This is a genomic window from Cellulosilyticum sp. I15G10I2 (assembly GCF_900095725.1).
Taxonomy (GTDB): Bacteria; Bacillota; Clostridia; order Lachnospirales; family Cellulosilyticaceae; genus FMMP01.
The window spans coordinates 63306-89300 of record NZ_FMMP01000016.1 but is presented as its reverse complement, the minus strand read 5'-3'; the positions used below and the strand labels follow the sequence as shown (position 1 = coordinate 89300).

Sequence of the window (25995 nt, the reverse complement as noted above, 5' to 3'; positions counted from 1 at the left end):
AAAGATGGTACTATACCGATAACATAGAAGATAAAATATAACAAAAAATGGATGGAGGTAATTTTTCTGACCTCTATCCATTTTTTGTTATATTTTATTTATTTAAGTTTATTTCACATTAAGTACAATGCATGCATATACATATATGGAATGCATAAAAATACAAAAATATTAATAAAAATTCGAAAAAACTCTTGAAAAAAAATTAAAAGTGCTTATAATTATAACTATCATAAAGAGTTGGAGTATTTATTAAAGAAGGTTTAATGATTGAATTTAAGCAGCTATGCATGATTTAAATCAGGCATAGACACAATAGATACAATAAGCGAATGGAGGGTTATTTATGAAATTGATACAAGGCGGCATTACAGCAGCAAAAGGATTTAAAGCAGCCGGAGAATATATAGGGATTAAAAATAAAAGAAAAGATTTAGCCATTGTTTACAGTGAAACAGGATGTATTTATGCAGGTGCATTTACTCAAAACGTTGTAAAGGCAGCACCCGTTATATGGGATCAAAAAGTATTAGAAAGCGGAAACAAAGTGCATGCTATTGTAGTAAACAGTGGTAATGCGAATGCAGCAACAGGTGAAAAAGGTTTTAAAGATACTGAAGAGATGGCATTAACTACAGCAGAGGCTTTTGATGTACAAAAAGAAGAAGTGCTTGTTTGTTCAACAGGGGTAATCGGAGTAGAGTTACCTATGGCTGTTATTAAAGAAGGTATTAAAAAAGTAGCCCCTAAGGTAAGTGAAAAGTTAGAATCTGCAAATAATGCAGCAGAAGCAATTCTTACAACTGATACAGCGAGCAAAACAATTGCTATCCAGCAGAATATAGGGAATGTAACGGTAAATATTGGCGGTATGGGTAAAGGTTCAGGTATGATCCATCCTAATATGGCAACGATGCTGGGCTTTATTACAACAGATGTTAATATTACACAGCCTATGCTTCAAAAAGCGCTTAAAAAAGCGATTGATACCACTTTTAATATGATTACCGTAGATGGTGATACAAGTACTAATGATTCAGTATTAGTTCTTGCAAGCGGTCTTGCAGGCAACGCGCTTATTGATACTGAAGGCGAAGACTATGATAAGTTCTTTGAGAGCTTATATGAAGTATGTAAGTATATTGCTATTTCTATTGTTAAAGATGGAGAAGGCGCAACTAAATTATTAGAAGTCAGCCTTACAGGTGCTGGTAACTTTGAAGATGGGAAAGCACTTGCAAAAAGTGTTTTAACTTCCAGTCTTGTTAAAACTGCCTTTTTTGGTGAAGATGCTAACTGGGGAAGAATCTTCTGTGCAATGGGTTACTCTGGGGTGAAATTTGATCCAAGTACCGTTGATATAGCGGTTGAAAGTATTGCTGGTCATGTGAGTATGTTAAAACAAGGACTTCCTGTTAAATTTAGTGAAGCAAAAGCAAAAGAAGTCTTACAAGAAAATGAAATTAAGATATTAATTACAATGCAAGAAGGCAGCACAGCAGTAACAGCTTGGGGCTGCGATCTTAGCTATGATTATGTCAAAATAAATGGGGATTATAGAAGCTAGGAGGAAGTTATGATGAATGTTGTACTCGAAAAAGCAAATGTACTTATTGAAGCACTTCCTTATATAAGAGCTTTTAATGGCAATACTGTAGTCATTAAATATGGTGGAAGTGCCATGCTAGACCCAGAAATTAATAAGACTATTGTACAGGATATGGTGTTATTAAAGCTTGTTGGCTTAAAGCCTGTCATTGTACATGGCGGGGGTCCAGAAATTAACGGGATGCTAAAAAGACTTGATATACAGTCGGAGTTTATTAATGGTTTAAGAGTTACCACAAAAGAAACAATGGAAGTTGTAGAGATGGTACTTGCAGGTAAAGTTAATAAGCAAATTGTTGAGATGATCTCAGGACAAGGCGGGCTTGCTGTTGGACTTACAGGCAAAGACGGTAAAATCCTCCGTGCTAAAAAGATCATCAAAGAAGGTGCTGATCTAGGTTTTGTAGGAGAGATAGAAAAAGTAAATACGTCTCTTATTCATACATTAATAGATAATGGGTTTATTCCTGTTATATCCCCTATTGGTTCAGATGATGAGGGGAATACTTATAATATCAATGCTGACTACGCAGCAGTGGCAATAGCTGCAGCGCTTAAGGCCCAGAAGCTAGTGTTTTTAACAGATGTTGAGGGCGTTCTTAAAGATAAAGATGATCCGTCCACACTCATTTCATATCTTAATGATGAAGAGGCAAAAGACTATATTGCATCGGGGGTTATAGCAGGTGGTATGATTCCAAAGGTTGAGTGCTGTATGGAAGCTATTGAAAAAGGCGTTTCTATGGTGCATATTCTTGATGGCAGACTAGGACACGCGCTTGTACTTGAAATTTATACGCACAGTGGTATTGGCACAATGATGTATAAAAAGGGGGATGATGTATGTCTGGATATGTAGAGCTTGGTCAAAAATATGTAATGAACTCTTACAATAGATTTCCTATTGTAGTCACATATGGAGAAGATGTTTATGTGTATGATGATAAAGGAAAGAAATACCTAGACATGTGCGCAGGAATAGCTGTTAATGCTTTAGGTTATTCTCACCCGGCACTAAGCGCTGCCCTTAAAGAGCAAGTTGATAAACTGCTCCATATTTCAAATCTCTATTATATTCCACAGCAGATTGAAGCTGCTAAGCTTCTTGTAGAAAACTCTCTTTTTGATAAAGTTTTCTTTTGCAACAGCGGGGCAGAAGCTAATGAAGCAGCGCTTAAGCTCGCTCGAAAATACGGCAAAAATATAAATGAGAAAAAGACAAAAGTTATCACAATGAACCATTCGTTTCATGGCAGAACGTATGGTGCTCTTTCAGCAACAGGGCAGACAAAGTATCAAAAAAACTTTATGCCGGTTATGGAAGGCTTCAGTTATGCAGAATATAACAATATAGACAGTTTTAAAGAACTGATTGATCAAGATACCTGTGCTGTACTTATAGAAGTGATTCAAGGTGAAGGAGGTATTATTCCGGGGAATAAGGAATACCTTCAGGAGGTTCAAAAGATTTGCCACGCGTACGATGCGCTTCTTATGATAGATGAAGTGCAAACAGGAATCGGCAGAACGGGTACGTTATTTGCCTTTGAAAACTTCGATCTTCAGCCGGATGTGATTACCCTGGCTAAAGCACTTGGAAGCGGCGTGCCTATCGGGGCGATGTTGTGCACCAGTAAAGCAGATGTCTTTGTACCGGCAGATCATGCTTCTACCTTTGGAGGAAACCCTCTGGCGACTACAGCAGCTAAAGTTGTACTTGAGGAGCTTATTCAAAAGGATCTTCTTAGTCATGTAAAAGAAGTGGGAGCTTATCTTGAGGGCGAGCTGGTTAAGCTGAAAGAATCATTTGATGTGATCACAGATGTAAGAGGTATGGGACTTATGCAAGGCATTGAACTTAAAGTGGCCCCAAAAGAAGTTGTTAGTAAATGTATCGAAAAAGGTATGCTTGTTGTAGGAGCCGGAGAGAATGTAGTGCGTTTTGTTCCGCCGCTTGTTATAAATAAAGAGCAAATTGATGAATGTATCAGCATTTTAAAAGAGTCATTAAAAGAACTCTAAAGAAATGATACAGTAAGTTAGATGATATATAGAGTGTATTGCAAAAACACCTTGCGCATTGCAGGGTGTTTCGTTTTATAGGTACAGATAGCTGTAAATATTGGGAAAACTAAAAGTTTAATTTCATAAACTTGACTAGCCTGCGGCGTTATAGTAAACTACATGAGACTAAGCCAAATACAGACAGTTCATTCGTACCATCCTGTCTATAAACAAAACTAGGGCATAACTGCATAACTATGTGGTTTAACTCCCCTTGCAAAAAGGGCTTTTTTTGTTTGTGGACATTTAATGTCCTTTTTTTATTATTTAAAACAATGTATATATATAATGTTAAAATTATTTTACTATAGATTATTAACTTAAAGAGGAGGCCCAAAAGTTATGAGAAAAATAGGATTAACGACTACAGTTCCGATAGAAGTATTGATTGCAGCGGGTTATACGCCGATAGATCTCAATAATATTTTTATAACTTCTAAGGATTACTCTAAATATATAGATATAGCTGAGAGAGCGGGCTTTCCAAAAAGTTTATGTGCTTGGATTAAGGGCCTTTACGGTGTATGTATTGAAGAAGATATAAAGGAGATCGTAGGCGTTGTGGGAGGGGACTGTTCAAATACAAAGGCACTTGTAGAAGTACTTGCGTTAAAAGGCATTCAGATACATCCTTTCTCTTTTCCGCATAGTCATACATTAGAAGATGTAGAAGGTGAAATAAGAAAGCTTATGAAGAGCTTTAAGGTAAAGTATAGAGACGCAGAAAATGTGAGAGAACAGTTAGCGCCACTCAGAACCCTTGCTAAAGAAATAGACAGGCTGACTTATGAAGAGCATAAAGCTACGGGCTTTGAAAATCATCTCTATCAAGTCAGTCTAAGTGATTTTAATGGAGATCCATTAGGATTTGAAAAAGATCTGAAGCAAGCTATAGAGGTTATTAAAAAAAGAGCGCCTTTACACAAAAAATTAAGATTAGGTTATATAGGGGTTCCCCCTATGACGGCTGATCTTTATACATTCGTTGAGAAGTTTGACGCGCATTTTGTTTATAATGAGGTACAAAGAGAATTTGCCTTTCCAAGAGCAGGGGAGGCACAGAATATATTTGAGCAGTATTATGATTATACTTATCCATATGATATTCGCTTTAGAATAAAAGAGTTAAAAAAACAAGTTGAGATAAGAGAGCTGGATGCGATTATCCACTATACTCAGGCTTTTTGTTATCGTGCAGTGGAGGATATTGTCCTCAAGGAGCAGCTGGATCTTCCTATTTTACACATTGAAGGGGATAAACTTAATACGCTAGATGCTAGAACAAAGCTAAGACTGGAAGCTTTTTTAGATATGCTGCTTGATTTAAAGGAGGGAAAAGCATGAGCGTACTAGGGATAGACCTTGGAAGTCGTGAAGTTAAGATTGTGCTTATGGAAAATAGCCAGATTATCATGCAGCAAAAGGTAAGTACAATGACTTTTTATAGAGATTACTGTAGTTTTGACGGCAAAGTTAAGGTTGATTTGGAAAAATTAAACCTAGGAGAATTAGAGCAAGCTGTTTCTACAGGGTATGGCAGAAATAATACGGATTTAAAATATTTTACACCTATTAATGAAATCAAAGCCCATGTTTATGGCAGTATCTATCAAGGCGGGCTTAGAGATTATATACTTTTAGACATAGGTGGGCAAGATGTCAAGGTTATTAAAGTGGAAAAAGGTATGACTACAGACTTAGAACTTAATGAAAAATGTGCAGCGTCTTGTGGTCGATATTTAGAAAATATGGCACAGGTACTCGAGATGCCGTTAGATAAAATGAGCAATTACTATGAAGATCCCATAGAACTTAATGCAACTTGTGCTGTTTTTTCGGAATCAGAACTCATAGGAAAAATAGCAGAAGGCATAAGTCTTGAGAGACTATGTGCAGGTGTTAACTATTCACTTTATAAAAGACTTAGACCACAACTGAGTGACTTTAGAGGAGATACTGTAGTTTTATCAGGCGGTGTCGCACGCAATGGAGCAATTAAAAAATATCTTGAGAATGACTATAAAGAAGTGATAGTGCTAAAAGAGCCTCAATTTAATGGAGCTATAGGGTGCTGCTATTATGCAGAGAAAATATTAGCACATCATAAGAGAGATGCAAGGAGGAAGTAAAATGTATATTTTAAAAACAGAACATAGCTTTGATAGTGCACATTTTCTTGCAAACTATAAGGGGAAATGCAGCAATATTCATGGACATAGATGGCGGGTTGAGGTTGAGGTACAGGCCAAAGAGCTTATGGAAGATGGACAGCTTGAGGGGATGGTTGTAGACTTTGGAGACTTGAAAAGGGTTGTTAAGGATTTAGTAGATGCTTATGATCACGCGCTGATTATTGAGCAAGGCACAATGAGGCAAGAGACTTTAAAATGTCTAGAACAAGATGGATTTAGAATGATAATAGTAGATTTTAGGCCTACGGCAGAAAACTTTGCGGCTTTTTTCTTTAAAGAGATAAAAGCTAAAGGGTTTGGGGTTAAAAGGGTTATCGTTTATGAGACCCCTATCAATAGCGCCGCGTATGAAGAAAGTGGGATGAATTAAAATGACATTTAAAGTAGTTGAAAAATTTGTAAGTATTAATGGCGAAGGGCTTAGGGCTGGGCAACTGGCTGTTTTTATAAGATTTGCAGGCTGTAATTTAAACTGTAGCTATTGTGATACGATGTGGGCAAATGAGAAATATGTTTCTTACGAAGAAATGTCTCTAGAAGCCATTTATCACTATATCAAATCAACTAAGATAACAAATATTACGCTCACTGGGGGAGAACCTCTCTTAGAGACGCATATTGAAGCATTATTAAAAACACTTGCTCAAGATAAAGAACTTCGTGTAGAAATAGAGACCAATGGCAGTATCGAGCTTAGGAGGTTCTCTCAGATAGATCATCCACCAAGTTTTACAATGGATTATAAACTGCCTTCAAGCGGTATGGAAAATAAAATGCTAATAGATAATTTCAAGTACCTTACCCTAAAAGATACCGTTAAGTTTGTAGCAGGAAGCAAGGAGGACTTAGAAAAGGCAGGAGAGATTATCAATGTATTTAACCTTGCAGGGCAGACCAATCTATATATTAGCCCTGTATTTGGAAAAATTGCTGTAGAAAGTATTGTAGAGTTTATGAAAGTGCATCATATGAATGGGGTGAACTTACAAATCCAGCTTCATAAAGTGATATGGGACGTAAGTCAGAGAGGAGTATAGAGATGGCCGTTGATATAAAAAAAATTGAAGAACATATAAGGGGTATCTTAATAGCATTAGGTGATGACCCGGACCGCGAAGGCTTAAAGGATACGCCGCAAAGAGTTGCTAAAATGTATCAAGAAGTTTTTGAAGGCATGACTTATACAAATGATGAAATAGCTGAAATGTTTAATACAACCTTTGAAGAAGACAGTCTTATAGAAGGAAGTAATAACGATATTGTTTTAATGAAGAACATAGAAATTTTTAGTTATTGTGAGCATCATCTGGCACTTATGTATAATATGAAGGTTGCTGTAGCCTATATCCCAAAGGAGAAAGTCATTGGATTAAGTAAAATTGCAAGAATAGCAGATATGGTAGGGCGCAGGCTCCAGCTTCAAGAAAGAATTGGTACTGATATTGCAGAAATTATACAGCAAGTTACGGAGTCAGAAGATGTAGCCATCATCATAAAAGGTGAACATGGCTGTATGACTTCTAGAGGTATACAAAAGCCGGGGACCAAGACATTAACGACAACATTAAGAGGAAGGTTTAAAGAAGACCAGATGCTGCAGCATCAACTTATGATGCTGTATAAATAAGGTGTTACGCATTAAAAAATATAATAGAAGAAAGGGAGAGTAAAATGAATAAAGAGAAAGCTGTAGTTGTATTTAGCGGAGGACAAGACAGTACCACCTGTCTATTTTGGGCAAAGAAGAGATTTAAAGAAGTCATAGCATTATCATTTGATTATAATCAAAAGCATAAGTTAGAGCTTGAATGTGCCAAGGCTATCTGTGAAAAACATGATGTAGAGTTTCATATTTTAAATTTGGATTTGTTAAATCAGCTAGCGCCTAATTCTTTGACAAGAAAGGATATAGCGGTTGATAAAGATGCACCAGAAGAAGGACCGCCAAATACTTTTGTAGATGGAAGAAATTTATTATTCTTAACATTTGCGGCGATCTTTGCTAAACAAAGAGGGATTAATACACTTATAACAGGTGTTTCACAAAGTGATTTCAGCGGATATCCAGATTGCAGAGATGTTTTTATAAAATCTTTAAATGTAACTTTAAATTTAGCGATAGATTTTCCTTTTGATATTCTTACACCTCTGATGTGGATTAATAAAGAAGAAACTTGGAAGATGGCACATGATCTAGGGGTTTTAGAGATTATAAAAGAAGAGACACTAACTTGCTATAATGGACTAAAAGGCCGTGGCTGCGGGGAGTGCCCAGCCTGCAAACTTCGAGAAAAAGGTTATTTAGAATTTGAGAAAAATTATTTGAAAAAAATTAAAAAGACTATTGACAAAATAAAATAATAGTCATATATTATAAGTGTAATTAGCACTCACTTAAATAGAGTGCTAACAAAAATAAAAAATTATCTAAAGGAGGAATTGATATGTTTGGATTAACACCTTTCAATCGCCATGCAGTACAAAAAACTAATAATGAATTTGTGGATTTCTACAATATGATCGATGACTTTTTTAATGACAGTTTTTTACCGGGAAGAAGTCTTAGAAGTGATACGTTTAAACTTGATGTTAAAGAAAACGAACAAGAATTTTTAATTGAAGCTGAAATGCCAGGAATCAAAAAAGAAGAAATTAATTTAGATTATAATGATGGCAGATTAACCATCCTAGTTCAAAGAAATGAAGAAGTTAATGAAGAAAAGCAAAATTATATTCATCGTGAAAGAAGAGCTGCTTCTATGCAAAGAGGCCTTTATCTTAAGAATATTAAAGCAGACAGTATAGATGCAAAACTCGAAAATGGCATCCTTAAAATAATTGCTCCAAAATTGGAGCTTGAAGCGAACAAGCAGCGCATTGAAATTAAATAAATATATAAAGACCTCTAGCCCTTGCTAGAGGTCTTTATATATTTCAAGAAATATTAAAAGATTTAGAAAAACAACAAAGTTGATATAAAAACTTGCAATTATTTGTGATAATATAGTATTATTATAAACAATATAAATTATTTAGTAGAACTAAAAAAGAGGGGAGAATTGTTACCATGACGATTAAACGCAAACTTATATTCTCATTTTCCTTCTTAGGTATTTTATTAATAGCCGTAGGAATTTTTTCTATGGAAATACTTAATAAGATGAATGAAAAATCAACACTAATTACCGAGGAAGTTATACCGCAACTTAATTATGTACAAAACCTCAATTTTGAAGTGGCATCTTTTAGAGCACTTGAGTATCAGCATATTATTACAGAAGACAGTGAAGAAAAGAAACAGATACAGCAAAAAATAGCTGAACTTAAAGAAAATATTAAACTACATATCAAAGAGATGAAAAGCTTCAATCAATATGGAGGTATTGTGGTATTTGAAAAAGAATGGGGAAAGTATCTAGAAGCCCATGATCAGATGCTTGCATGGAGTAATTTGCTTAAAACAAAAGAAGCCATGGTTTTTATGCAGGGGCAGGGCAAGATAGCCTATGATAAGATGGCGCAGTCTGTCCAGACACTAGTAAATTACAATGCAGAAGAAGCTAAAAAAATAAGTGATGAGGGGGCGGCTGTTTATCATATTTCAAGAAGTTTATTGATGGGAGCCATAGTCCTTGCAGTTTTACTCGGCATTATTATGTCACTTATTAATATTGCAGCAATTATTAAGCCAATCACAACTCTAAAAGTAAGATTGAAGGATCTGGCACAAAAGGGTGGAGATCTTACACAAACAATAGAAATTAAATCTAAAGATGAAATGGGCGAACTTGCGCAGTCTGTCAATCAGTTTATAAATAATATAAAAGAGATTATTATTGAAGTTAATATACGGGCTAATGGGGTATCAAAAACAGCTGAAAGTGTATCAAGTTATTTGGCTGTTTTAAATGAGAATATTGAGCATTCATCAGCTACAGTTCAAGAACTTGCAGCGGGGATGGAAGAAACGTCAGCTTCTGCCCAGGAGATCAATGCCTCTTCAACTGAAATTGAAACAGCTATTGTCTCCATGGCTAAAAGAGCACAAGAAGGAGCTATGGCAGCAGGTGAAATTAATGAACGTGCTAACCGGTTAAAAGTGAGTGCCATTACTTCACAAAATGCCGCCAAAGAGACGTATGAACATACCAAAGTAAAACTCGAGGAAGCTTTAGAAAGATCTAAGGCAATTACTCAGATTGAAGTGCTCTCAGATACTATTTTAGAGATTTCAGATCAAACTAATCTTTTGGCACTTAATGCGGCTATAGAAGCAGCAAGGGCTGGAGAAGCAGGAAGAGGCTTTGCAGTAGTTGCTGATGAGATCCGTAAGCTCGCAGAGCATTCAGCAAATACTACAACTAAAATTCAAAGTGTAATAGGGGAAGTATTAGAAGCGGTTAATCATTTATCTGATAGCTCAAAGTCTATTATGAGCTTTATCGATACGACTGTTTCAAAAGATTATAATGAACTTGTAAAAACAGGAGAAGTTTATGAAGGGGATGCCGTGTTTGTAGAAGACTTAGTAAATGATTTTAGTGCGGCTTCAGAAGAATTAACAGCAACGACTGAAGGTATTATATCAGCGATCAGTGACGTAACGGTCACAATTAATGAGGGGTCTAAAGGCACACAAGATATTGCAGAAAAAATGGCCGAAATCGTTAGGATGGTAAGTGAAGTTGAAAAGCAGATGAATATAAGTATGCAGGATTCGAAACTTTTAAAAGAATCTGTAAATAAGTTTCAAGTAGGATAATTTAAGACGCTAAATAACATGAATAATAAAAATTTATAAAAACTACTAAAGGTGAAAAATACCATACTTTTAGTAGTTTTTTATATAACTTTTTATTTATAATAGATTTTAATATATTGTTGATGATTAAAATATTAAGAAATCTTAATATTTTAAAAGAAGTATTTTAAGATATTAGATGTAAGATAGTAGTATAAAAAATATTAGAAAGAAGGCAGAGGAACGCAGATGATAGATAAAGACTATGATATATTTAAAGAGTATGAAGTAGGTAAAACATTTCATTCAGATTATGAAGACGAAGATGATAATCAAGATATGGAGCAGAAAGAAAAAACTATGACAAAAGAAATATATGCACCGATAGTAGGCGAATATATACCTGCTTTTAAAGTAGATGAGAGTATTATTGATGTGGTAAATGCAGAGGAGGAGAAAGTAGAAGAAAGTGATAGTGATACTTCCTTTATTAAATACGTCAGTCAAAGTAACCACAAACCACGCAGCAGGATTTCAAGATGGCTTATGCGTATTGCAAAACTGTGCTTATTTATTATGCTGCTCCCACTAATCTTATTAATAGGTGGAATTATAGGAGGCGGGGTAGCAGTTATACTTGGCGGAGGAATAGCTTTGATATGTTTAAGTATAGCCATATTAATAGGAACTGCTTTTTTTATAAGTACAATAAGCAATACAATTGTTGCTTTAATGATATCTCTGGCTATTACACTAGCAGCTACTGGGGCATTAGCATTACTAAGTGGTTTTTCATGCTGTAAAGCTGGAATTAGAGGGATTAAACAATACAAAATGAAAAAAAGTGCTCAAGCAGTATGTAAGGAGGAAAAATAGGATGAAAAAATGGATCATTGGATTATTTGTTATTGCTTTGATAAGTGCAGTAAGTACAGCAGCACTTGCAGGACACATTTACTATAATGAAATGCAGGTTTATGAAGACTATCAAAAAAGGGATTTAGACATAGCTACTCTTGAAAATATTTATATTAATTCAGCAGTACCTGTTAAGATAGCAGTAACAGAAGGAGCACCTTACATAGAGTTTACACAAAAATTTGTAGATGTACTAGGCCACCATCCAACTTATACATTAGACATAGAGACAAAAGAGAATTCATCTTATATTATATTAGAGAAAGAAAAAAATATAGATATGGAATTTCTGGTTAAAGAAAGCATAGAGGCATGTTATGTTTACTTACCAGAACAAGCTATTAATAAGTTAGAGGTTAAAAACAGCTATTGGTCAGGAGACATAGATATTAACTTAAACACTATAAATATCAAAGAACTGAATGTAGATGCTAGTAGAGGAAATATATTCTTAGAGGGTAATTATGAAAAGATAAATGTTGACGCCAGTTATGGCAAGATTGAAATCAAATCTAAAGGATTGGCACAGGTAAACATTAGCGGAAATATGGAATGTATATTAAATGGAAACTATAGCAGTATAGAGATTAAAAACAACGACAATAAAGTATGGATTGAGTCTGGGCTGCCGGCAGATGTTAGAATAGAAGGAAGTGGTGACATTAGATTAAGAGGAAGCTATAAATCAATCGAATCCAATGCTTATGGTAATTTAGATATAAAATCAGATACAATATGCAAAGCAGAATTTTATAATGATGGTGGAGGAATTAAGCTTGACGGGGCATTTGACGAGGTAGTCATTGAAGCTTATCACACCAATATTGATATAAATACGACCATTGTGCCCAAACGTATTAGTATACTTGGGGATCCAGCAGGTGCGACATTGATGCTGCCAAGTAATACCTTAGGATTAGATGTGATTTGTAAATGGAAGTATTGTGACGATGAGGATAATAGGATAAGTAATTTTCCAATACAGATAAGTGATTTTCCAATACAAATGAAGGCACAAGGAGAGAATTTTAGACAATACTTCTTTGGAGATCAGTCTACCAAAGTATCTGTTCAAGCAGATACAATATATAGCATACAGTTATTAGATAATGGTTATAAGAGTGAAAATGTTGTAGCAGACAAAGATCAATTACCTGCAAACTAAAAGAATAAAGCTAAGGAGAGGAGGAGTGAAACTGTGGCAAAGCAAAGAAAGTTAAATAAATCCTTAAAAAGGTTATTAGAAAAGGGGAAATATCTCTATAAGCAGGCAAAAGTAGAGATAAAGAAAAGCATTAAATTGCAAATACTCTTTGCTGTAGGTACAGCCTTGACGTTTTCCGTATTATCTAGTGTGTTTGTAAGTGAGGCTATTAGACATACCGACCTGGGAAGAAAAAAGTATACTGCTTATGAAGAAAGCAAGGCTTCTTTCGAAAATTATATTATAAGTATACTTACTGAGCTTAACAAACTAGAAGATAATGTTCCAGAGAGTAAAAATGATATAAGCTTTGAAGAAGAAACAATAGAAAGTGAATTTAAGGAAAATCTTTCACAGCTAACAGATAATTACTATGGTGCTATAGATACGAATTACTACTTAGCAGATAGCAAAGGAACTATTATATTTCAAAAAGACTATGTGCAAAGTATAGATTTAGTTAAAGTTATTCAAAAGGTAAATAACAAGGAAAACATTTATAGACAAGGCAATACGTTTACAGGTATTTATCCAATCATACTAAGTGGTGAAATCTGTTACCTTTATGTTGAAGCGGTATTACAAGGACATACAAAGTATTACTACACTTCAATACCAACGCTATTAGGAATTATCACAGGGGCAGGAGTTTTTATCCTATTACTTTTTAAATTTACAAAGAATAAGATAGATTATATAGAGTATCTTTCCCATTGTTTAGGAGAGATTTCTAAAGGTGATTTATCTTATCAAGTTGATATAGTAGGAGAAGACGAGCTTGCACAGGTTGCAAAAGATATTACCTATATGGAAAGTGAAATTAAAAGACAAATCGAAGCTAAATTACAGACAGAAAAGCTAAAGAATGAGTTGGTAACCAATGTAGCTCATGATTTAAGAACACCTCTCACTTCTATTATTGGATATATGGGACTTATAAAAAATAAGCAGTTTAAAAGTCAAGAAGAAGCAGATAAGTATATAGACATTGCGTATAATAAATCAGAAAGCCTAAAAGTACTCATTGAAGATTTATTTGAGCTCACAAAGCTGCATCAAAAAGGAGCGGAGCTTAATAAAGAATCTATTTCACTTATAAATCTTATTCAACAGCTTACAGAAGAATTTATGCCTCTTGCTAGTGAAAAACTTATTGATATGCAAATGGAGCTAAATGCTAAGCAGGCTGTAATTATGGCCGATATTCCAAAGATGACAAGAGCATTTGAGAATCTCATAGAAAATGCAATTAAATATAGTCAAGAAGGTGATACGATTTATATAGAACTTAGAGAACTTGAAGAAACTTTGTTTTTTGCGATAAGCAATAGGTGTACTAATCTGTCACAAGAAGAATTGGATAGATTATTTGATAGATTTTATCGAACAGATCAATCAAGAAGCAGTGCGGCAGGAGGAAGCGGGCTTGGACTTGCTATTGTTAAGAGTATTATAGAACGTCATGAAGGAGTGATTAGGGCAAAACTAAAAGGAGAAATTGTTAGTTTTATGATAAAGCTGCCAAAAATTAAAACTTCTGTATGATAATATTACTCGAAAATAAATTTGTCTGCACGAAAGTATATATTATACCGCGGAGTTTTGTGATAATATTTGAATAATAGTATGAGGTACTTTAGTAAATGTGTAATGAATGGAGAGATAAAATGAGCCAGCAGATGGTACTTATCGTAGATGATGATAAAGAGATTAGAGATTTAATAGAGATATATCTGAAAAATGAAGGTTATTGGACAATTATAGCCAAGACTGGTTTAGAAGCTATACAAACTGTAGAAAAAGAGAAGATAGATCTTATCATACTTGATGTGATGATGCCGGTAGTGAATGGGGTAGATGCTTGTTTAAAAATAAGAGAAAAACATAATATTCCGATTATCATGCTTTCTGCCAAGGCGGAGGATATTGATAAAATATTAGGGCTATCTGTAGGGGCAGATGATTACTTAACTAAGCCTTTTAATCCACTAGAACTTATAGCAAGAGTCAAAGCTCAGATTAGAAGATTTACAAAGCTTAATACAGCAAGTAGTACTGCTAAAATTTTAGAAGAAGACGGATTAAAGCTTGATTTAGAAAGTGGAAAAGTATTTAAACAAGAAATTGAAGTGAATTTAACGCCGATAGAATTTAGTATTTTAAAACTTTTATGGGTAAATAAAGGACAAGTTTTTAAAATAGGAACCCTATATGAGCGCGTTTGGGGGCAAGAATATTTTGAGAATAACAATACTGTTATGGTACATATTAGAAAGCTGCGAGAAAAGATAGAAGATAACCCTAGAAGTCCACAGTATGTATTTACAGTGTGGGGGGTAGGGTATAAATTTGCTATTTGATAAGTCTTAATAAACGCTTTACCTTATTTTCCCTAAGCTATATAATGGTACGTATAGATTTAATATAAAATACATTATAAAAAGGGAGAATTATCATGTTAGGAACAATTGTTAATACTATTGCGATTGTAGTTGGAAGCCTATTAGGACTACTGCTAAAAGGGGGTATTCCAAAACGTTTTAATGATATTATTATGAAAGCATTGGGGCTTAGTGTATTATATATAGGCATATCTGGAAGTTTAAAAAGCACAGATACATTACTGCTTATCTTATCGCTTATTATTGGGGCGATAATAGGTGAATTGATAGATCTTGATAAGTGGCTGAGCTTCCTTGGACAAACGATCGAAGCAAAGTTTAAGGCTTTAGATAAAGGCGGTAATATTGCCGAAGGATTTGTATCAGCAAGCCTTCTCTTTTGTATAGGATCTATGGCTATAGTAGGCTCAATTCAAAGCGGTCTTGAAGGCAACCATACGATGTTGTTTATTAAATCAATGCTGGATGGCATTACGTCCATTATTTATGCATCATCTATGGGGATTGGTGTGATTTTCTCAGGAGTAGCAGTTTTTCTATATCAAGGTGCTATTACTCTGGCAGCTGGGTTCTTAGGCAGTATACTGCAAGACGGAGAAATTGCAAACATAACAGGAATCGGAAGTATTCTCATTATGGGACTTGGATTTAATTTATTAGGAATGACAAAGATAAAGGTAGCAAACTTTCTGCCGGCTATTTTTATTCCAATGATTTATTACATAGTACTAAGTTTGGTATAGAACTTTTAGATTTTAAATGATTTAAGGATACAAAATAAAACCTATCAAAAGAAATAAAATCTTTTGGTAGGTTTTATTTTGTAATATTTTTGGGGTTGTAAATATCAGGAGACAAATCACATCGGGTTATAGGCATGAACTTTATGATAGACTATGACAAAGTATTAATAACTGATTGAAAATTTTTGGAATATTGTGTAGAATGAGGTGAAGATCAAGATATAGCAAGGGTAATTAAACTTATTTTGTAACTTTGGATACTTATAGTATTTGTTTTTAGTTCCGCATGAGGGAGGGGAGGAAAATTACTCTCCCATCACCCATGCAGAACTCAAAAAGATACTATAAGTAACAAAAAACTATATAATGTTACGAGAGTATCTTTTGTGGGTTAATTATAGCCTAAAGAAGGTACAACAGCTATGAGTAAAAAAAGCTAAAATAGCATATAAATAGTATAAATGTTACACATGACAACAAGGAGGCAACAAACAATGAAACGCAAGAATAAACTACTTATTTATATGCTAATGTCAATAGTGCTCTTCACTATGTATAGTGCACCAGCGTGTGCAAAAGAAAACTTCACAGTATGTATAGACCCAGGTCATCAAGCTAAAGGCGATCCAAAGGCAGAACCTATCGCACCAGGCTCAGGGCAAAAAAAAGCCAGAGTATCATCTGGAACAAGTGGTGTAGCAACTAAAAAGGCTGAGTATAAGGTGAACTTAGAAGCTGCAATGATCTTAAAGGAAATGTTGAAACAAAAAGGCTATCAAGTAGTAATGACAAGAGAAACCCATGATATTAATATAAGTAATGCCGAAAGAGCAGAAGTAGCCAATAAGGCTAAGGCAGATATGACGATTAGACTACACTGCGACAGCATAGGTAATTCAGGCAAAAGTGGGGTGGTGTTATTGGTACCTGCAAAGAAAGGAGCTCATACAGCAGCCATTTATGAACCGAGTTACAAATACGCACAGCTACTCAAAGAGTCTTTACAAACTCAGGGGATTAAAGTTAATGGCATTTTTGAAAGAAGCGATATCACAGGTTTTAACTGGTCAAGGGTGCCTGTTGTGATCTTTGAAATGGGGTTTATGAGTAATTGGAGTGAAGACAAAATGCTCTCTGATAAAAACTATCAAACAAAACTGATGCAAGCTGCCACACAAGCTTTGGAAGTATACAATCAAAGCCAAAGTTAAATAAGTAAACGCAAATAGATCTATAATAAAGACCTGTCACTTCAGTGCGTTGTGCATCTGTTGTAGTGACAGGTCTTAGATATATTTTAGCCTTTAGGGATTTAATAATGCATATGCACTAAGTGAAATTTAATATTACTATTACTCCATCCAAGATCATAAGGCACAAGCAGCCTATCTGTATTATGACAAGTTACAAGTGGATAGCCCTTGGAATCGAGGCCTGTTACAGTAGAGATGTGGACAATTTTTCCTTTTTTTTCATAAGCCACAAAGTCTCCTGGGCGCATTTTATAGGCTGCTTTATAAACTTCTTGGTATTTACCCTTTGCAATATAGGAGCCTCGGCCACTGTTTACCATATGATTTTTAAAACCTTGGGCATTCACCCATGCTTTAGTAGCAGAGCGACCGTGATAGTTCCATGAACCGCCTTTTTTAAATCCTCCACCTTCATGTAGTATTTGAGAGGCAAAGTTTGCGCAGTCGCCGCCATCAGGATTGAAATTTTTATAGTCCTTGTTGTATTTAAAAAGATAGGCTTCATCTGTACTTATCCCACAGTATTTATGGGCGTAATCAATAGCTTTTTGTACGCGTTCACTGGGCTTATAATCTGGTGCTTTATGATTAAGAATATACTCTTTCACCTCTTTAGATTTAAGATTATCAAGGTTAAGTGAATCAGCAAAAGGATCTGTATACCATTCTTTTGTAATAACAAAGCGGTTATCATCTTGTTTTAAATTAATATAATGAGAGGTTCCAAGTCTGAATGTATTAGGAACCTCAGGCGTATCTATATAACTATAGTTAAATTCAGTAGATACAAAGCAAAGAATGCCATAGAGGCCAGGTTCTTTTTCTTTTATCTTCCTGACTTTAATAATGGACTCAATATTATTAAATTTAATCGATTGTTTTTCTGACCAGTTTTTAAAATACTTTATTTTCTTGGCCTCGCTTTCATAGGCCCATAAGCTTACTTTAATATCTAAATTATAAAATTGTTTTAAAGTTTCAGCATCTAATTTAACAATGCAATCGTTTCTAGTTGAAAAAAGATTTTTTAAGATTTCTTGAAATTCTGCCTTAAGATTTGCATCTATATCTTCAGTGGTGGGTTTTATCTCGCGCTCGTCAGTTTTTATAGTTTCTTCATTAAGAATATATGGATGTAGATTGGAACAGCTAAAACTTGGTATAGTATTATATAGAAACGTAATAAGACAGATAGATATAATCAGATGTTTTTTGGCCTTCTTCAAATTTTTCTCCCCTTTGTAATATATTTTTCGCTATAGTATAGTTTGTACCAAGAAAAAAATAATATAAATGGAAAATTTAGAGTATCAAAATTAGAGCAACGTTAATTTACTTGCTATTGGAAAAATTTATAAATATAAATTACAGTTTGTAACTATAGTTACAGACTGTTTTGTTTTTAGACACTATACTTGTAAATGTAAACGACGTTAAGAAAACGCGGAAAAATATATTATGGGATTAATAATAGGAGGGAAGACAATGGAGAATTTAATGTTTTGTTATCAATGTCAAGAAACAGCAGGATGCAGCGGATGTACTAAAAAAGGGGTATGTGGTAAAACACCAGAAGTCGCAAAAATCCAGGACTTACTGATCTATGTTACAAAAGGACTTAGTGAGATTACAACAAAATTAAGAGCAGAAGGTAAAGCGATACCAGAAGAGGTTAACCAATTTGTAACGCTTAACTTATTTACAACGATTACAAACGCAAACTTCGATTTAGAAGTTTTCTATAATAGAGTAAATGAAACACTTGAAATAAGAAATAAATTAGCAGCGCAGTTAAATGATGCAGCAGGTCTTAGTGAAGCAGCTACAGTTCAATTTGTATCTCGTGATGAAATGGATGCAAAAGCAGAAACAGTAGGCGTGCTTTCAACAGAGAATGAAGATATCAGAAGTTTAAGAGAACTGATTACTTATGGCTTAAAAGGACTTGCAGCTTACCTTAAACATGCAAATGCTCTTAATCATACATCAGAAGATACAGCAGCATTTATGCAAAAAGCACTTGCTAGCACTTTAGATGATACGCTTACTGTAGGTGATTATGTAGGTATTACTCTTGAAACAGGAAAATATGGCGTTGACGGCATGGCACTTTTAGATGCAGCCAATACAACAAGCTATGGACATCCAGAAATCACCAAAGTAAATCTTGGCGTTAGAAATAATCCAGCCATTATTATCTCAGGACATGATCTTAGAGATTTAGAACAATTACTTGAACAAACACAAGGCACTGGCGTAGATGTTTATACCCATTCAGAAATGCTTCCAGCACATTACTATCCAGCATTTAAAAAGTATGATAACTTTGTAGGAAACTATGGTAATGCATGGCACAAACAAAAAGAAGAATTTACAAGCTTTAATGGCCCAATTCTTATGACAACTAACTGTATTGTTCCTCCAAGCGATGTATATAAAGATAGACTTTATACAACAGGCGCAGCTGGGTTTACAGGATGTAAACACATTGCAGCAGATGCAAACGGCCAAAAAGACTTCTCGGAAATTATTGCACATGCAAAACAATGTTCAGCACCAACTGAAATTGAAACAGGTGAAATTATCGGAGGTTTTGCACATAACCAAGTACTTGCACTTGCAGACAAAGTAGTAGATGCTGTAAAAACAGGTGCGATCAAAAAATTCTTTGTTATGGCAGGATGCGATGGACGTCAAAAATCTCGTAACTACTATACAGACTTTGCACAAGCGTTACCAAATGATACTGTGATCTTAACAGCGGGCTGTGCAAAATATAAATATAACAAATTAGAGCTTGGCGATATCGGTGGTATTCCAAGAGTACTTGATGCAGGTCAATGTAATGACTCTTACTCACTGGCAGTGATTGCACTTAAATTAAAAGAAGTATTTGGACTTGAAGATATCAATGAGCTTCCAATTGCTTTTAATATAGCATGGTATGAACAAAAAGCAGTTATTGTACTTCTTGCACTCTTACACTTAGGTGTAAAAAATATTCACTTAGGACCAACTCTTCCAGCATTCCTTTCACCAAATGTAGTCAATGTTTTAGTTGAGAACTTTGGTATTGGCGGTATTTCAAATGTGGAAGATGATATCAAAATGTTTATGGCATAAATAAACCCCTCATATAGAAGGACATTCTGAGATAAACTCGGGATGTCCTTTTTTAAGGCATATTTATAAAGTTATTGGAAAGTAACTTGGGGATGTGGTAAAATGTGCAATGAGATGCATAGATATTTGGTTCTTAATGATACAAGCGAATCGGAGGATAATTTAAACGTGAAAAATAATTGGAAAAGAAATATTATCTTATTCTTAATAAGTCAAACCATATCCCTTCTGGGATCTTCACTAGTACAGTATGCCATTTTTTGGTATATTACACTTAATACAAAGTCAGGTGTTATGATGATGGTAGCCATTATTTGTGGTTTTGTACCCACCTTTTTTCTGTCTCCTTTTGCAGGGGTATGGGCTGATCGCTATAACCGAAAAATACTGATTATATTATCAGATGCATTTATTGCCATAACAACACTTATACTTGCGGTGTTGTTTTTAATGGGGTATCAATCTATGGGACTATTGTTTGTCATGTCTGCCCTGCGAGCAATAGGCACAGGAATTCAAACACCGGCAGTAGGGGCCTTGGTGCCGCAAATAGTACCTGCGGATCAGCTGACACGGATTAATGGGATCAATGGTAGCATACAAGCAATTATTATGTTAGTCTCACCTATGCTGAGTGGGGCACTGCTTACGATGGCAACGCTTGAATCTATATTTTTTATTGATGTTATTACAGCTGCAATTGCAGTTTTTGTACTGATTGTGTTTCTTAAAGTACCTACACATGAAAAAGCACAAAGTATGCAGAAGGTCAGCTATTTTAAAGATTTTTATGAAGGCATAACCTATATCAAAGGGCATAATTATGTTAAAAAGTTTTTTATTTTTTCAGCTGGGTTTTGTTTTCTAGCGACACCAGTAGCTTTTTTAACCCCACTTCAAGTTATAAGGCGTTTTGGCGATGAGGTATGGCGGTTAACAGCCATTGAAATCACTTTTTCTATTGGTATGATGCTTGGAGGTGCAGTGATGGCTTCGTGGGGGGGCTTTAAAAACAAAGTTCACACGATGGCGCTCGCCTGTTTTGTTACAGGAGCATGTACCTTTATGCTTGGGATTGTACCAGTTTTTTGGTTCTATTTAATCGTTATGGGAGTTGTTGGTGTTTCAATGCCTCTTTTTAATACTCCTTCAATGGTTTTATTACAGGAGAAGGTTGAGACTGATTTTTTAGGCCGTGTATTTGGTGTTTATGGGATGATTTCAAGTGCAATGATGCCGCTCGGGATGTTAATTTTTGGACCTATAGCTGATCGCATACAAATAGAATGGCTGCTTATAGGTACGGGTATTCTATTATTTAGTCAAAGCTTTTTCTTAATTGGTACTAAAGATCTTGTGGAGGCCGGTAAAGCAAAAGCTGAGCTTACTAATAAATAAACAAGATGGGATGAGAGCAAATATGAAAGCATTAATATATAATACAAGGCCAGATGAAATAGCATTTTTTGAAAGCTTTAGTAAGAAGTATTTATTGGATATAACACTTATATCTGAAGACCTTACAAAAGCGAGTGCACATTTAGCAAAAGGTTATGAGGCAGTTAATGTTACAGCGGCAGTGCCAATTGATGTGGCTATTTTAGCGCTATTAAAAGAAAATGGTATAAAGTATATTGTTTCAAGAGCAACTGGCATTAATCATTTAGATTTGCAGGGGATTAAAGCACTTGGCTTAAAGGTTGCAAATGTCCCTAGCTATTCACCTAATGCCATATCAGAACATGCACTGATGCTGGCATTAGGGTTAATGAGAAATCTAAAAGATACAGTGCATAGGTGTGATGAGAAAGACTTTACGTTACAAGGTCTAAGAGGAAGAGAAATTAGAAAGATGACAGTTGGGATCGTAGGGACTGGTAAAATAGGTTATGAAGCGATTAAAGCCTTTAAAGCACTAGGGGCAACTGTTATAGCTTATGATATGTATCCGAGTGGAAAAGTAAAATCATATGCTGATTATGTTACCCTCGATGAACTTTATCAAAAGAGTGATATTATTTCTTACCATTGTCCATTTATTCCAGAGAACTATCATCTGGTTAATGAAATAAGTATTGCCAAGATGAAAGAAGGTGTTTATCTCATCAATACATCAAGGGGAGAACTTTTTGATTATCCTGCTGTACTTAAGGGACTAAAGGACGGAAAGATAGGAGCACTTGGTTTTGATGTGTATGAGGGCGAAGAGAGCTTCGTAAGATATAATCTAAAAGACAAGGTACTTGACGACGAGGTATTTAACGAACTAATGAGTCTAAGTAATGTTATTTTTACACCACATATTGGTTTTTTTACAGATGAAGCAGTATCTAATATGGTTGAGATTTCACTTGAAAATCTCAATGAATTTGGTGCAACTGGAAGGTGCAAGAATGAAATTAGCTTATAAAGGGGTTTAATACGTAAGCATTGATGATTTTAGCGTGGAATGATACTTTACAATAAAAGACTCCATGAGTATAATGGATGAGAGGTTTTTTATTATTATGAATGATAGAGCTTATAAGTAATGATTTATAAGTTTATATACCTATAAAAGTATATATAGCACAAGCTATTAATAAAAAAGGATAAGGTGAAAAAATGAGTTTACAACAATTAGCAGATTTAATATTTCCAAATGTCGATAAGGCACCTTCAGATTATATCGCAAAATACCCCAAAAGAAGTTTAAAAGAAGGGGAGAAGGTAACACGTTACGCCCCAAGTCCAACAGGGTTCCAGCATATTGGAGGGGTGTTTGCAGCCCTTGTTAGTGAGAGAATTGCCACACAAAGCGGCGGTGTCTTTTTTCTTAGAATAGAAGATACAGATCAAAAAAGAGAAGTAGAGGGTGCAATAGAAGATACTATTCAAACTATGTATAATTTTGGCATGAGTTTTAACGAAGGGATGACAGGTAATAATACTTCAGTAGGTGCGTATGGCCCTTATAGACAAAGTGAAAGAGAAGCAATCTATAAAACTTTTGCAAAAGATCTTATTCAAAAAGGACTCGCTTATCCTTGTTTTTGTACACCAGAAGAACTAGAAGCACTGCGTGAAAAGCAGATCACCGAGAAGTTAACCCCAGGCTGCTATGGGGAATATGCCATTTATAGAGATTTATCCACAGAAGAAGCTATCAAAAAAATAGAAAATGGGGATAACTATATCATAAGACTTAAGTCTCCTGGTAACCAGGAGACAAGAGTTCAGTTTAATGACCTTATAAAAGGAGAGACTTCTTTTCCGGAGAACAATCAAGATATTGTACTCATAAAAGGAGATGGACTTCCAACGTATCATTTTGCCCATGTGATAGATGATGCACTTATGGGGACAACCCATGTGATAAGAGGAGAAGAATGGCTATCTTCACTTCCGATACATGTACAGCTTTTTGAAATCTTAGGATTTATAAGACCAGAATATGCACATATACCAACTATTATGAAATTAGATGGTCCATCAAAGCGTAAACTCTCTAAAAGAAAAGATCCAGAAAGTGCTGTCAGCTACTATAAAGAGCAAGGTTATCCAAAGGCTTCAGTCGTAGAATATCTTTTAAATATTATAAATTCAAGTTTTGAAGAATGGCGTATGGAAAATCCTATGGTTGATTATCATGATTTTCCAGTAGCTTTAGATAAAATGAGTAAAAGCGGCGCGCTTTTTGATATTATTAAATTAAACGATGTGAGCAAAGATGTCATCTGTAAAATGAGAGCAGAAGAAGTTTATACACTTTATACAGAGTGGGCCAAAGAATATGATAAGGAAATGTACGAGCTGGTAACAAGCCATGAAACACTGGCTAAGGCAATATTTAATATCGATAAGGATGGTCCAAAACCTCGTAAGGATTTTGCAAAGTGGGCAGAGGTAAGAGAAAAGATTTGTTATTTCTTTATGTCATTATTTGAGAAAGAAAATGTAGATCAAATCGAGCTTCCTAAAAATATGCAACTTAGTGAAGCGGTACGCATTATAGAAGCTTATTTAAAAGCTTATAATTACGATACAGATCAAGAAACTTGGTTTGAGGGGTTAAAAGCAGTGGCGATCGAGCTTGGCTATACAGCAGATCGTAAAGCTTTTAAGAAAACACCGGAAGCATTTAAAGGCATGGTATCTGATGTGGCTGGAGCTGTAAGAGCAGCGCTTACACATAGAGCCAATACACCGGACCTTTATACCATTATGCATATTATTGGAGAAGAAGAAGTTAGAAGCAGGTTAGGACTTTTTATAAAATAGTTAATAATCAATGAATATATAAGGAAAGCGCTAGTCTCTGGACTGGCGCTTTCTTTATGTATTCATTGATAGTAGACAACGTTTAAGAGATAATCTATTGAATGCATATGTTGACAAACGACATATGGCGTGTTACGATATATTCAAAAGTATATCGTAACATGATATAGTGATTGACGACATAGATACGGTGATTTGAAAGGAGGAAAGAATATGGTTAATAAGATTGAGCCTTTAACAGAAAGTTATTATTATATCTTACTGTGTCTTTACAAAGGGGGAAATCACGGATATGGTATTATGCAAGATACATTGACCCTTTCAAAAGGGCGTGTCAAGATTGGCTCTGGTACAATGTACGGTGCAACGAGCAATATGATGAAAAAGGGGTGGATACAAGAAAGAAAGAGTAATCAGCCAGAGGATGAAAGAAAGCGTCTCTATGAGCTTACAGATTTAGGAAAAGAGGTTTTAAACAGTGAAATAATAAGACTTAAGCAGCTTATTGAAAGTTCTAAAAGGGTTTTTATGGGGAGGGATTTTAATGAAAAGGATTAAAAGAAGTTTTAGGCTCTATGCAGCTTGGGAATATGAAAAAGAAGAAGAGGATTTAAATGCAGCTTCTCAAAGGGGATGGCAGCTGGCAAAAGGTGGTTGCTTTAGTTCTACATTTTATAAAGACGAGAGTGTGCGATATATCTATCAGCTTGACTATAGGCCGCATAATATAGACATGGATAGATACAAAGAAACATTTGAAGAACAAGGCTGGACGTATATCAATTCAACCTTCAATGGGTGGCATTATTTCTGCAAGCTTTATAAAGAAGGGGAATGTATAGAAGACTATAAAATTTATACAGACAGAGAATCTTTATATGAAATGCAAAACAGATGGGTTGGTCTCGTAACAACTTGTTTTTTTCTTTATTTAGTTTTTGCAGGGATTCATGTTGTACATTTTATCCGTTCAAAAGAAGTTAGTTTGCTTATTCAAGCCATTGCTTTTATATTGCTTACAATAACCTTTGGCTTGGGGGTATACAACTTAAGACGCAGACGAAAAGGTTTAAAAAGTGGTATGGGACTGCCTATACAAATTATTTTACCTCTAGCAATTGTATTGTTAATAAGCGCTATGAATCTCATTGGAGCTGAAAGACATCACCTTATTTATCATACAAATTTCACCTATATTAATAAGCCGGAAGATACGTTTACTAGATTATCAGATACCCTTGTTATTGAAGAAAAAGGTACCTATAAAATAGATTTGGACATAGCAGCAAGTGACGGACAAATGCAGGTTATTATAGAGGATTTTAATGGAAATGAAGTATTTGACGTCACAGCAGATAGGTGTACTGTTAATAATCATAAGCTTGTGATGGAGGCAGGCACTTATGATATATATTTTCAATATCTGGCACCCAATTACTCCATCGATACATCTCAGCTTAGCATAAATATAAAGTTGAAAAGATAGC

Annotated in this window: 24 protein-coding genes; 23 read left to right on the top strand and 1 reads right to left on the bottom strand. The window is 34.9% G+C overall.

Annotated features, from left to right (window positions below):
* Positions 1–346 precede the first annotated feature (346 nt).
* The 17 genes from argJ to BN3326_RS15745 all read left to right on the top strand — a co-directional run bounded on the left by argJ (position 347) and on the right by BN3326_RS15745 (position 17083).
* Entirely contained in the window at positions 347–1567 is a 1221-nt protein-coding gene (gene argJ / locus BN3326_RS15825) for a bifunctional ornithine acetyltransferase/N-acetylglutamate synthase (protein WP_070000240.1), read from the top strand.
* Positions 1568–1579: 12 nt separating this feature from the next.
* The gene (argB, locus tag BN3326_RS15820; RefSeq protein ID WP_070000239.1) at positions 1580–2467 is read left to right on the top strand and encodes an acetylglutamate kinase; all 888 of its coding nucleotides are present in this window, start codon (positions 1580–1582) and stop codon (positions 2465–2467) included.
* Positions 2452–3630, top strand: a complete 1179-nt coding sequence (locus tag BN3326_RS15815) for an aspartate aminotransferase family protein (RefSeq protein ID WP_070000238.1) — start codon at positions 2452–2454, stop codon at positions 3628–3630. The genes argB and BN3326_RS15815 overlap by 16 nt, the downstream gene beginning before the upstream one ends.
* Positions 3631–4014: 384 nt before the next feature.
* On the top strand, positions 4015–5016 hold the full coding sequence (locus BN3326_RS15810; protein WP_070000237.1) for a 2-hydroxyacyl-CoA dehydratase family protein: 1002 nt from the start codon (positions 4015–4017) through the stop codon (positions 5014–5016).
* Positions 5013–5801 carry an acyl-CoA dehydratase activase gene (locus tag BN3326_RS15805; RefSeq protein ID WP_070000236.1) on the top strand — a complete coding sequence of 263 codons (789 nt, stop codon included), beginning with the start codon at positions 5013–5015 and terminating at the stop codon, positions 5799–5801. Before BN3326_RS15810 ends, BN3326_RS15805 begins: the two co-directional genes overlap by 4 nt.
* 1 nt (position 5802) lies before the next feature.
* Entirely contained in the window at positions 5803–6234 is a 432-nt protein-coding gene (gene queD / locus BN3326_RS15800; RefSeq protein ID WP_070000235.1) for a 6-carboxytetrahydropterin synthase QueD, read from the top strand.
* 1 nt (position 6235) lies between these two features.
* Positions 6236–6901, top strand: a complete 666-nt coding sequence (queE, locus tag BN3326_RS15795; RefSeq protein ID WP_070000234.1) for a putative 7-carboxy-7-deazaguanine synthase QueE — start codon at positions 6236–6238, stop codon at positions 6899–6901.
* A gap of 2 nt (positions 6902–6903) precedes the next feature.
* Positions 6904–7491: a GTP cyclohydrolase I FolE gene (gene folE, locus BN3326_RS15790; RefSeq protein ID WP_070000233.1), complete on the top strand. Its 588-nt coding sequence runs from the start codon at positions 6904–6906 to the stop codon at positions 7489–7491.
* A gap of 23 nt (positions 7492–7514) precedes the next feature.
* Positions 7515–8225, top strand: coding sequence for a 7-cyano-7-deazaguanine synthase QueC (queC, locus tag BN3326_RS15785; RefSeq protein WP_255363200.1), 711 nt, complete (start codon positions 7515–7517; stop codon positions 8223–8225).
* Positions 8226–8308: 83 nt separating this feature from the next.
* Positions 8309–8755 (top strand): Hsp20/alpha crystallin family protein, encoded by a 447-nt coding sequence (locus BN3326_RS15780; protein WP_070000231.1) that lies wholly within the window; start codon positions 8309–8311, stop codon positions 8753–8755.
* 176 nt (positions 8756–8931) lie between these two features.
* A complete protein-coding gene (locus BN3326_RS15775; protein WP_070000230.1) occupies positions 8932–10626 on the top strand; it encodes a methyl-accepting chemotaxis protein in 1695 nt (564 codons plus the stop codon).
* Positions 10627–10854: 228 nt separating this feature from the next.
* Positions 10855–11481 carry a hypothetical protein gene (locus BN3326_RS15770; protein WP_070000229.1) on the top strand — a complete coding sequence of 209 codons (627 nt, stop codon included), beginning with the start codon at positions 10855–10857 and terminating at the stop codon, positions 11479–11481.
* 1 nt (position 11482) lies between these two features.
* Entirely contained in the window at positions 11483–12688 is a 1206-nt protein-coding gene (locus BN3326_RS15765) for a DUF4097 family beta strand repeat-containing protein (protein WP_070000228.1), read from the top strand.
* Between the two features lie 33 nt (positions 12689–12721).
* Entirely contained in the window at positions 12722–14272 is a 1551-nt protein-coding gene (locus BN3326_RS15760) for a HAMP domain-containing sensor histidine kinase (RefSeq protein ID WP_070000227.1), read from the top strand.
* 122 nt (positions 14273–14394) lie between these two features.
* Positions 14395–15087: a response regulator transcription factor gene (locus BN3326_RS15755; RefSeq protein ID WP_070000226.1), complete on the top strand. Its 693-nt coding sequence runs from the start codon at positions 14395–14397 to the stop codon at positions 15085–15087.
* A gap of 95 nt (positions 15088–15182) precedes the next feature.
* Positions 15183–15872, top strand: a complete 690-nt coding sequence (locus BN3326_RS15750) for a DUF554 domain-containing protein (protein WP_070000225.1) — start codon at positions 15183–15185, stop codon at positions 15870–15872.
* A gap of 494 nt (positions 15873–16366) precedes the next feature.
* Positions 16367–17083: an N-acetylmuramoyl-L-alanine amidase gene (locus BN3326_RS15745; RefSeq protein WP_070000224.1), complete on the top strand. Its 717-nt coding sequence runs from the start codon at positions 16367–16369 to the stop codon at positions 17081–17083.
* A 101-nt stretch (positions 17084–17184) separates the two neighbouring features.
* On the opposite strand, the gene BN3326_RS15740 is transcribed toward BN3326_RS15745, so the two are convergent.
* Positions 17185–18351: an amidase domain-containing protein gene (locus tag BN3326_RS15740; protein WP_070000223.1), complete on the bottom strand. Its 1167-nt coding sequence runs from the start codon at positions 18349–18351 to the stop codon at positions 17185–17187.
* Positions 18352–18610: 259 nt separating this feature from the next.
* On the opposite strand from BN3326_RS15740, the gene hcp reads away from it, so the two are divergent.
* From hcp to BN3326_RS15710, 6 genes are all read left to right on the top strand, one after another.
* A complete protein-coding gene (hcp, locus tag BN3326_RS15735) occupies positions 18611–20248 on the top strand; it encodes a hydroxylamine reductase (protein ID WP_070000222.1) in 1638 nt (545 codons plus the stop codon).
* Between the two features lie 102 nt (positions 20249–20350).
* Positions 20351–21646 carry an MFS transporter gene (locus BN3326_RS15730; protein WP_330389737.1) on the top strand — a complete coding sequence of 432 codons (1296 nt, stop codon included), beginning with the start codon at positions 20351–20353 and terminating at the stop codon, positions 21644–21646.
* A 22-nt stretch (positions 21647–21668) separates the two neighbouring features.
* Positions 21669–22658, top strand: coding sequence for an NAD(P)-dependent oxidoreductase (locus tag BN3326_RS15725; protein WP_070000221.1), 990 nt, complete (start codon positions 21669–21671; stop codon positions 22656–22658).
* Positions 22659–22852: 194 nt separating this feature from the next.
* A complete protein-coding gene (gltX, locus tag BN3326_RS15720) occupies positions 22853–24508 on the top strand; it encodes a glutamate--tRNA ligase (RefSeq protein ID WP_070000220.1) in 1656 nt (551 codons plus the stop codon).
* 213 nt (positions 24509–24721) lie between these two features.
* On the top strand, positions 24722–25066 hold the full coding sequence (locus tag BN3326_RS15715) for a PadR family transcriptional regulator (protein ID WP_070000219.1): 345 nt from the start codon (positions 24722–24724) through the stop codon (positions 25064–25066).
* A complete protein-coding gene (locus tag BN3326_RS15710) occupies positions 25053–25994 on the top strand; it encodes a DUF2812 domain-containing protein (protein WP_070000218.1) in 942 nt (313 codons plus the stop codon). The genes BN3326_RS15715 and BN3326_RS15710 overlap by 14 nt, the downstream gene beginning before the upstream one ends.
* Position 25995: the final 1 nt, after the last annotated feature.